Source organism: Enterobacter sp. C6, from assembly GCF_008122455.1.
Classification (GTDB): domain Bacteria; phylum Pseudomonadota; class Gammaproteobacteria; order Enterobacterales; family Enterobacteriaceae; genus Enterobacter; species Enterobacter pseudoroggenkampii.
The window spans coordinates 1-9,023 of record NZ_QPFW01000129.1; the positions used below are offsets into that span (position 1 = coordinate 1).

A 9,023-nucleotide genomic window follows, 5' to 3' on the forward strand; every position below is an offset into this window, starting at 1 on the left:
TGCCATACCGGGGCATCGAAGGTGGAATCGCTCATCGCGCCCCCTGCAGGTAATAGAGCATGGCGTTCACAATCGCCGCCGCCACATTGCTGCCGCCTTTGCGCCCGAGTGCCGCAATCGCGGGCAGATGGCTGTGCGTCAGCGCCTCTTTCGATTCCGCCGCCCCCACAAACCCCACCGGGACGCCCACCACGCCGCTGACGGCAACATCATGCTCAAGCAGGCGAAACAGCGCCGTGGGCGCATTGCCAAAGACAAAGATCTTCTCGCTCTCTTCCGTCACCGCGATATCCACGGCCGCCATCGAGCGGGTGATTCCCTGGGCCTTTGCCTGCGCCACCACCCGCGGGTCGCTGATATAGCAGCGGCATTCGCCCCCGAATGTGGACAGCAGCGTTTTGTTGATCCCGGAGAGCGCCATCGTGGTATCGGTATAGATAACGGACGGGCGACGGAGCGCCGCGCAAAGCTGCTCCAGCGCGTCATCTGAAAACCAGAGAATATCCAGCCAGTCAAAATCTGCGGTGGTATGGATCACCCGCTTGACGATCGCCTCATGCAGCGGGCTGGCGAACCGGTACTCCGGCCGCGTTTCGCGAATGATTTCGCCAATGATGTCGAAACTTTTGGCTTCAATCGCCTGGGGTTGCTGGATGTATTGCATTGTCTTTTGTCCTCAGGCCGCGCCAGCCATCAGCCAGCGTGCTGCGATAAACAGCGCCAGCGCCAGGGTGGAGGAAACCCACATCAGTCGAATCGTTCGGGAAATGTCGTCTACCGCAATCGGGCGCAGCGCGTCGCCGATCCACGGCTTTTCCACGCGCTGGCCAAAATAGGTGTTGGGTCCGCCAAGCCGGATGCCCAGCGCACCGGCAACCGTTGCTTCAGCCCACGCGCAGTTGGGGCTGCTGTGGTTGTAGCGGTCGCGCCAGCCGACGCGCAGCGCGCGGGAGGGATCCTCGCGGCATAGCCACGCCGCAACGCTCAGTAAGAGCCAGCTCAGGCGCGCGGGGATAGCGTTCGCCACGTCATCCATACGGGCGCTGACCATGCCGATCGCGCGGTATTTTTCATGCTTGTAGCCCACCATTGAATCGAGGGTATTCACCGCCTTATAGGCCATCGCCAGCGGCGCGCCGCCCAGCAGGAGGAAGAACAGCGGGGCGATAACGCCGTCGACCGTGTTCTCCGCGACGGTCTCCACCACCGCCCGGTTGATCTGTTCCGGCTGAAGCTGAGAGGTATCGCGCCCCACTATCCAGGAGAGCTTTTCGCGGCTTTCATCAAGGTCGCCTGCCCGCAGCGGGCGTTCAACGTCCCGCGCGGCGTTTGCCAGACTGCGCCCGGCCAGCACGGTAAATATCATCCACACCTCAATCGCCCAGCCCAGCCAGGGATGCACCCACCGTCCGAACGCCAGCACGCCCCAGGCTATGCCCCAGGTCAGCCCCACGACGGCCAGCCACATGACGCCGCCGCCAATGCGTAACGCCGCGTCGCTATGGCAGCAGCGGCGAACACCCCGCTGCACCGCATTGATCAGGTTGCCTATCCAGCGCACCGGATGCGGCCAGTGTTGCGGGTCGCCGATGATGACATCGAGCAGCCACGCGACGCACCATGCCATCAGGGTCATAGCGCCCCCCTCGCCGCCGTCAGCCAGCGGCTGAGCATCGTGGGGCGTTGGGCAAAGTGGAGGTGCAGGTAGCTTGCGAACGTGTTGCCAACCTGCCAGCCCCCCGCCCATTCCTGCATCGTCACGCCATCACGCACTTTGCGGCACGCCAGTACCGCAGGGGTTTGGGGGGAGAAGTCGGAATAGTGAAACTCATGCCCACGCAGCACCTCCCCGCTATCGGCCAGCAGCGTGGGCTGGCGCGCCTGCGCCTCACAATAGCCAAAACGGGTCAGCCGTTTACCCATCCTGCTGTGGCCGGGGATAATATTGGCCATCCGGTGGGTGACCCCCTCGCTATCTTCCAGCGTGCTGCCGAGGTACATCAGCCCACCGCACTCGGCGTAGATCGCCACCCCGCGACGATGCGCCTCCCGCAGGCTGGCGAGCATCGCGGTGTTTTCCGCAAGCCGTGCCGCATGCAGCTCCGGGTAACCGCCCCCGAGCCAGACCATCTGGCAGTCAGGTAAGCGGCTATCGCGCAGCGGGCTAAAGCGGATAATGTCGACCCCGGAACGTTCAAGCAGCGTGATGTTATCCGGGTAATAGAAGTTGAAGGCCTCGTCATCGGCCATCGCGAGCGTTAACCCGCGCCCGGCGTCTCCGTCAGGGCGCACGGGCCAGGCGCCCTGCGGCAGCGACGCCATCTGGCTGAGCGCGAGAAGTTGTTCGATATCCAGCGTACGTTCGAGAATGGCGGCAAAATTTTGCCAGGTCTGCGGGTCCGCGGTCGACTCCCGGGCGGTGACCAACCCAAGATGGCGTTCGGGCAACCCGACGCCCTCAACGTGCGGCACATAGCCCAGAACGGGTAGCGTGCAGTAGTGCTCAATGGCCGTTTTGAGCAGCTGAAAATGTGATTCGCTGTTGACGCGATTGACAATCACCCCGGCAATACTGAGGGTAGGATCGAACCGCTGAAAGCCCATTACGGTCGCGGCAATCGACGTAGAAACCGCCTTGCCGTCCACCAGCAGAACCACCGGACAGCCCAGCTGTTTTGCCATCGCGGCGGTGCTGCAATAGTTCGGATCGGTGCCATAGCCGTCATACAGCCCCATCACGCCTTCAATGACCGCGATATCCGCCTGCTGCATATGCTCGCAAAACAGCGCGTTGAGTATTGGCTCAGGAAGCATGAAGCTGTCGAGGTTGCGGGAGGAGGTGCCGCTGACTTTGGTATGCCAGCCGGTATCAAGATAGTCAGGGCCCACTTTATACGGCTGGACGCGTAATCCACGCTGTTTTAACAGACTCAACAGGCCAAGCGTCACCGTGGTTTTACCACAACCGCTTCCGGTACCTGCCAGAACAAACGCGTACTGCTTTGCCGCCATGACCCCGATCCTGTCCAGGGTGGTTGGGAGGTATAGATACACGTCGTCCCAGTCTTTCGACTGTATGATGCATCAGTACAACCCACTTCCCACCGAAGTTGTTGAACGTTCCCGACAGGCAGGTCTTCTGGCTTAGCGTCCTCCTCGCCCGTCCTTCCCAATCTCGCGATCAGTGGTCATTACGGGGTCGTCAGCATCACAGCAGCGGGGGCTGCGGGGGATTGTCACCCCCTTCCCTGCCACAAATGTGGCAAAACCTGTCGGCTTACATTATGAGAAAGAGTTCGTTCTCAAAACAGCAATGCTATTTACGGCGTTTCAATTCACCTTAGGCAATTACTTAACCGCAAATGAAAACCATGCTGAGTAAAACGTGGCGCCAGAATAATTGACGCCTTTCTCAATAACTCAACGTTTTATCACAAAAAATAAAAAGCAAAGATAATCACGCTTAAAATCTCAATATTTATTGTTCTATGACAAGTTATTGCACTACTTGATATTTTTTCATTTTATTGTGATCAAAATTCATCAGGATATTAAAGCCCGGCAAAAACATAATATTGCTGCCCAACGTAAGTCAGTGTGATTTCATTGATGCATTACGCGTTCAGCAGGATCGCAAAATAATATGGAGACTATCCAGGTCGGAATTTGCGGTATATCAAGGTAAGAGGAATATCCTCATGACACTATGCTCCAGAAATTTCTGACCAGTAAGGTGGAAACGTGGCTGTTGCGCAATGCCCCGCGTCGTGCGGTGAGCTTATCCAGGGCTGGATTTTGGGCAGTGAGAAGCTGGTCTCCTGCCCTGTCGAATGGTACAGCACCGTTGAGGTGAGCCACGGCTCACCCGTGGCGGATGAACGCCCGCTGTCGCGCGCGATGGTCGAGCGATTGTTGCAGCACTGGCATTATCCGGCGCAGCTAAGCCAGGATATCCGCATTGACGTGCACTCGACCATCCCGGTTGCCAAAGGGATGGCCAGCAGCACCGCGGATATCGCCGCCACCGCCGTCGCCACCGCCCACCATCTGGGACGTCAGCTCGACGAAAGCACGCTGGCAACGCTTTGTGTTTCGCTCGAACCCACCGACAGCACCGTGTTTCGCCAGTTGACCCTTTTCGACCATAACGACGCTTCCACGCAGATCGCCTGCCACGCCCAGCCCGCTCTCGACCTGCTCGTTCTGGAAAGTCCGCAAACGCTGCGTACGGCAGATTACCACCGCATCCCGCGTCAGGCGGGGCTACTGGCCGGTGCGCCAGCGCTGGAACGCGCGTGGGGAAAAGTCCAGGAGTCCTGCATAACGCAAAACCCTTATCGGATGGGCGAAGCGGCCACCCTCAGCGCCATCGCCAGCCAGACGCTGTTGCCTAAACCGGATTTTGACGCACTGCTCTCACTGGTGGAGGAGTGCGATATTTACGGGGTGAACGTGGCGCACAGCGGTAGCGTCGTGGGTCTGATGCTGGACAGAAATAAAGACGATGTCGATTATGTGAAATGGCTGCTGGTAAAAAAACAGCTCACCCGCCACTGGCCTGAACAACACCTGCTGCGGATGGTAAAAGGCGGCGTGACGCTACTCTGACAGCAGCCTGTACTGAATGAGCCACTCGACCTGCTGCCTGACCTCTTGCTCGTGCTCCTGCGCTAAAGCCTGCTGCAGCGGAGCATGCCGGAAGAACGCGGCCCAAAATGCACGCTTGCGCTCCCGGTCACCGCATGCGCGATTAATCCGTTCACGCAGCGTCCCCGCCAGCCGCACGCTTTCCCGCATGCCCGGAGGAAGGTGGGCGGCGACATGCGCTTTGAGGATCTTGCTGTACACCGGCGCGTTGCCCCCGCAGCTCAGCGCAATAATGACCGGCGAATGGTCGATTATGGCCGGTGAGATAAAGGTGGCAGTCGAAGGATCGTCCGTGACATTGCAAAAGATACGCTCCGCGCTGGCGGCTGCGGCGACCTGACGGTTCACCTGCGGATCGCTGGTCGCGGCAATGACCAGCCAGCACGACTGCAGATACTGCGACGAAAACGTCGCCGGAAACCACTCGATGTCACCGCTCGCGTGCAGGCTGGCGAGTTCCGGCGTCAGGGTGGGCGCAACCAGATGCAGCATCGCCCCGGCGGCCAGCAGCCCCTTCGCCTTATGCGTCGCCACCTGCCCGCCACCGACGATCAGGCAGCGTTTCCCCTTCAGGTTGCAAAAAATCGGGAAATAGTCCATCGCCTTAGCCTTGTAAAACGTGAGTCAGCGCGTCAATAAACCGGCGGTTCTCCGCCTCGGTACGCACGGCAATCCGGTAGTAGTCGCGATCGAGCCCTGGATAGTTTTCGCAGTGGCGGATAAGGATGTGATGGCCGAGCAGCGCCGCCTTCAGGTCGAAACCCGGACGCAGACAGCGGAAGAAAATAAAGTTGGCCTGCGGCTTCCAGACCGCCAGCGATGAAAAGCTCGCCATCGCCTGCCACAGGAAATCCCGCTCCCGGGCGATAAAGGCGTGGCTGCGAGCAATATAGTCCTCATCCGACAGCAAATGTTGTCCCACAAGCGCCGAGAAGGCATTCACGGACCAGGGCTCACGGGTGCGTTTCAGCTGGTGAATGGTTTGCGTATTGCCGCTCAGCAAATACCCAAGGCGCAGCCCGGGAATAGCAAAAAACTTGGTCAGGGATCGCAGCAGGTAAAGATAGCGTGACTCCGCCAGCCGCGGCGCCAGCGTGGAGCCCTGCGGCAGAAAATCGATGAACGCCTCATCCACAATCAGCGCAATCTGCAGCGATTCGCACAGCGAGGCCAGCCGGTCGAGAAGACCGGCATCAGGCATAAGTCCGGTAGGGTTGTTTGGCGTCGCGATGAACAGGCAATCGGGCCTGCGCGCGCGAACGGCGTCCAGTATGGAAACATCCACCTGGAACCCGTTCTGCTCACTCAGCGCATAGTCAATTATCTCGCAACCCTGCTGCTGTAATGCCCGACGATATTCGGCAAAGCCCGGTACCAGCAGCATCGCCCGGCGAGGGGCAAGCGTTCGCACCAGGCCATAGATCAGCTCCGTTTCGCCATTCCCGGCGATCGTCTGGTCATAGTCACACCGGCTGGCGATGGCCAGCGCCTGATGAAGATGGCGGTATTCAACGTCCGGGTACTGCATGATGATATCCAGATGGGACACAATGAGCGACCTGACGCGATCGGGCAGCCCTAACGGATTGATGTTCGCGCTAAAGTCCACCAGCAGCTCGGGATCGATCCCCAACTGCAGCCCCGCTTCCAGAACGTTACCACCATGCTCACTCATTCGTTTCACTCGCCCATTTCGAAAATGTCAGGATAACATCAGACAACAATCTGATTCAGCGCGATATGTGATGCGGTAAACGCCAGTATCTCCTGCAGGCTGACCACCTCACCGATGACGATAAGCGCCGGAGCATGCAGTTTTTGACGTTCAACCTCGAGGTGGATATCGGTCAGCGTACCTTTGGCGATCTGCTGACGAGACTGGCTGGCATACATCACCACCGCTACCGGCGTTTCAGCGGACATGCCTCCCTCGATGAGCTGCTGGCAGATTTCCGTCAGCCGCGTCATTCCCATCAGAACGATCAGCGTTCCGTTGATTTGCGCCAGGGCATGCCAGTTTTGCGGGTCGTTCCCCTGGCACATATGACCGGTCACAATATGAAAGCTGGAGGCGTAATGACGGTGCGTGACCGGGATCCCGGCATAGGCCAGTCCGCCAATTGCGGAACTGATCCCCGGCACAATTTCGAACGTCAGGCCGTCTTTCGCCAGCTGCTCGGCCTCTTCGCCCCCGCGGCCAAAAACGTAGGGGTCCCCGCCTTTCAGGCGCACCACCTGCCGCCCTTCCCCGGCATGCTTGACCAGCAGGGCATTGATTTGTTCCTGAGGCACCGGATGATGGCTTGGGGTTTTACCGACATCAATAATCAGACAGCCTGCCGGAGCCTGAGCCAGAAGTTCAGGGTTTACCAGGCGATCGTGAACAATCACCTCCGCATGGCGGATACAGTGCAAACCTTTTACCGTAATCAAAGACGCATCGCCAGGCCCTGCCCCTACAAGCCAAACCTTCCCTTTACTCATCGTTATATCCTCAGATTAAATATTTAAAGACGCAAGAAAGCGGGTAATTAAAATTAGTGCTGAATTATACATCCCCTCCACACGTCAAAAATTTGATGTATTTATCACTCTTTCTTAATTTTACGAATGGCGTTTATGACCAATATCAATAAAACAGTGAATACCGCCTTCCCTCTGCCATTACGACATTATTGCTTTGGTCATCATGCTTAAAAAAACATATAAATCGCCTTCAGCAATAAAACAGGCGCGCGATCACAAATATTAAAATGGTTTTGTCAGCGACGTTTACAGATAAATATCAACCCTAAAATAAAGCGCACACAAGTAACTGATATAAATCATTTTTCAATGCAACATCATTACCATCATCATTTTTGGAAGGATTTTTTGAAAATAGATCAATTGCATCCCTTTCGTCTTCAAAACACACTCCAACACCATCAACAGACCCAATGTACATTAATCGTTTTTAATACCCATTTTATTTTCACTATCAGCCCTACAGAGGATTACCCATGAAGAAATCAACACTTGTTATTGGCGTCATTGGTGCTGACTGCCATGCGGTAGGCAATAAAGTTCTGGATCGTGTTTTTACTTCCCATGATTTTCACGTCATCAATCTTGGTGTGATGGTGAGCCAGGATGAATATATTGATGCGGCCATCGAAACGGGTGCTGATGCTATTGTCGTTTCATCCATCTACGGCCATGGCGACATCGACTGCCTGGGGCTGCGCGAGCGCTGCATCGAACGCGGTATCGGCGACATTCTGCTTTTTGTTGGCGGTAACCTGGTCGTGGGTAAGCACGATTTCGCAGATGTCGAAGCCAAATTCAAAGAGATGGGTTTCAACCGCGTGTTCGCTCCGAGCCACGACCTGGAGGACGTCTGTCAGCTGATGGCGAACGATATACAACAGCGTCAGCGCGTTGAAGAGCTCTGTCTTGAAGAGGGCTTCTGATGCAAATCGTCTCAGTCGACATTGGCTCGACGTGGACCAAAGCCGCACTCTTCACGCCGGAGGGTGATGCGCTAACGTTGGTCAACCACGTTCTGACCCCGACGACGACCCACCATCTGGCGGAGGGTTTCTTTACCAGCCTGAACCAGGTGCTAAACGTTGCCGATGCGCGACCGTTGCTGAACAGCGGGGACGTTACGCTGAAATACTCGTCGTCGGCAAAAGGCGGGCTCGCCGTTGCCGCAATGGGTCTGGTGCCGTCAATAACCCTGGAATCAGCCAAAGTCACCGCCCATTCAGCGGGTGCCAAAATCGCCCAGTACTACTCGTACAAACTGAACCGTCACGATATCCAGGCGCTGGAGGACTCCCCGCCGGACATTCTGCTGTTCACGGGCGGTACGGACGGCGGCGAAGAGAGCTACGGACTGGCCAATGCCCGCGCGCTGGCAGCGTCAACGCTGGACTGCGCCATTATTTACGCCGGAAATCGCGATATTCAGGACGACGTGCAGGCCATTCTTGGCCACAAAGATCTGATCGTGGTCGACAACGTTTTGCCTGACCTCGATCACCCGAATCCGTATGCCGCCCGCAAGGCTATCTGCGATGTCTTTCTCTCCCGCATCGTGAAGGGGAAAGGGCTGGACGTTATCGTCGGGGAAACCGGCGAAGAGCCGATGCCTACGCCGTGGACCGTCTACGAGCTGGTGAAAGCGATCAGTGATGTCGACAGCGCGTGGAAAGAATTCATGCTGATCGACATGGGCGGAGCCACCACCGACGTCTATTCCGCCAGCGCTAACATGCTCTCCCCGGATACCGTCCTGCACGGCGTGCCTGAGCCGTTTGTGAAACGCACCGTAGAGGGCGACCTCGGCATGCGCGTCTCGGCGGTGGTGGTTGGCGAAAGTACGCAGGAAC

9 protein-coding genes and 1 riboswitch are annotated in these 9,023 nt (G+C 57.3%); of the genes, 3 read left to right on the forward strand and 6 right to left on the reverse strand.

Annotation, left to right across the window (positions count from 1 at the left end; all coding sequences use genetic code 11):
* Positions 1-31 precede the first annotated feature (31 nt).
* Genes DOU50_RS02265 through DOU50_RS02275 form a run of 3 tightly spaced genes read right to left on the reverse strand, consistent with a single transcriptional unit; the run spans position 32 to position 3,012 of the window.
* On the reverse strand, positions 32-664 hold the full coding sequence (locus tag DOU50_RS02265; protein ID WP_024907725.1) for a cobalt-precorrin-8 methylmutase: 633 nt from the start codon (positions 662-664) through the stop codon (positions 32-34).
* Positions 665-676: 12 nt separating this feature from the next.
* A complete protein-coding gene (gene cbiB / locus DOU50_RS02270; RefSeq protein ID WP_148768688.1) occupies positions 677-1,636 on the reverse strand; it encodes an adenosylcobinamide-phosphate synthase CbiB in 960 nt (319 codons plus the stop codon).
* Complete coding sequence (locus DOU50_RS02275) at positions 1,633-3,012, reverse strand: cobyrinate a,c-diamide synthase (RefSeq protein WP_148768689.1); 1,380 nt, start codon at positions 3,010-3,012, stop codon at positions 1,633-1,635. Before DOU50_RS02275 ends, cbiB begins: the two co-directional genes overlap by 4 nt.
* Positions 3,013-3,111: 99 nt before the next feature.
* A riboswitch (cobalamin riboswitch) is annotated at positions 3,112-3,288 on the reverse strand.
* A gap of 453 nt (positions 3,289-3,741) precedes the next feature.
* Here DOU50_RS02275 and DOU50_RS02280 point away from each other — a divergent pair.
* Positions 3,742-4,608 (forward strand): L-threonine kinase, encoded by an 867-nt coding sequence (locus DOU50_RS02280; protein ID WP_148768690.1) that lies wholly within the window; start codon positions 3,742-3,744, stop codon positions 4,606-4,608.
* Here the strand turns inward: DOU50_RS02280 and DOU50_RS02285 are convergent.
* The 3 genes from DOU50_RS02285 to cobA are packed head-to-tail and all read right to left on the reverse strand — an operon-like array spanning position 4,600 to position 7,131.
* Positions 4,600-5,247, reverse strand: coding sequence for a precorrin-2 dehydrogenase/sirohydrochlorin ferrochelatase family protein (locus DOU50_RS02285; RefSeq protein ID WP_148768691.1), 648 nt, complete (start codon positions 5,245-5,247; stop codon positions 4,600-4,602). The two genes, DOU50_RS02280 and DOU50_RS02285, sit on opposite strands and share 9 nt — an antisense overlap.
* Positions 5,248-5,251: 4 nt before the next feature.
* On the reverse strand, positions 5,252-6,322 hold the full coding sequence (cobD, locus tag DOU50_RS02290; RefSeq protein WP_148768692.1) for a threonine-phosphate decarboxylase CobD: 1,071 nt from the start codon (positions 6,320-6,322) through the stop codon (positions 5,252-5,254).
* 38 nt (positions 6,323-6,360) lie between these two features.
* A complete protein-coding gene (cobA, locus tag DOU50_RS02295; protein ID WP_148768693.1) occupies positions 6,361-7,131 on the reverse strand; it encodes a uroporphyrinogen-III C-methyltransferase in 771 nt (256 codons plus the stop codon).
* A 518-nt stretch (positions 7,132-7,649) separates the two neighbouring features.
* On the opposite strand from cobA, the gene glmS reads away from it, so the two are divergent.
* Entirely contained in the window at positions 7,650-8,099 is a 450-nt protein-coding gene (glmS, locus tag DOU50_RS02300; RefSeq protein WP_024907732.1) for a methylaspartate mutase subunit S, read from the forward strand.
* Positions 8,099-9,023, forward strand: a 925-nt coding sequence (locus DOU50_RS02305; protein ID WP_148768694.1) for a glutamate mutase L, incomplete at its 3' end; no start/stop codon positions are given. The genes glmS and DOU50_RS02305, both read left to right, overlap by 1 nt.

Coding starts and splice junctions, on each gene's coding strand:
- DOU50_RS02265 (WP_024907725.1), bottom strand. CDS start 664: ATGCAATACATCCAGCAACCCCAGGCGATTGAAGCCAAAAGTTTCGAC.
- cobD (WP_148768692.1), bottom strand. CDS start 6,322: ATGAGTGAGCATGGTGGTAACGTTCTGGAAGCGGGGCTGCAGTTGGGG.
- glmS (WP_024907732.1), top strand. CDS start 7,650: ATGAAGAAATCAACACTTGTTATTGGCGTCATTGGTGCTGACTGCCAT.
- cobA (WP_148768693.1), bottom strand. CDS start 7,131: ATGAGTAAAGGGAAGGTTTGGCTTGTAGGGGCAGGGCCTGGCGATGCG.
- DOU50_RS02275 (WP_148768689.1), bottom strand. CDS start 3,012: ATGGCGGCAAAGCAGTACGCGTTTGTTCTGGCAGGTACCGGAAGCGGT.
- DOU50_RS02285 (WP_148768691.1), bottom strand. CDS start 5,247: ATGGACTATTTCCCGATTTTTTGCAACCTGAAGGGGAAACGCTGCCTG.
- cbiB (WP_148768688.1), bottom strand. CDS start 1,636: ATGACCCTGATGGCATGGTGCGTCGCGTGGCTGCTCGATGTCATCATC.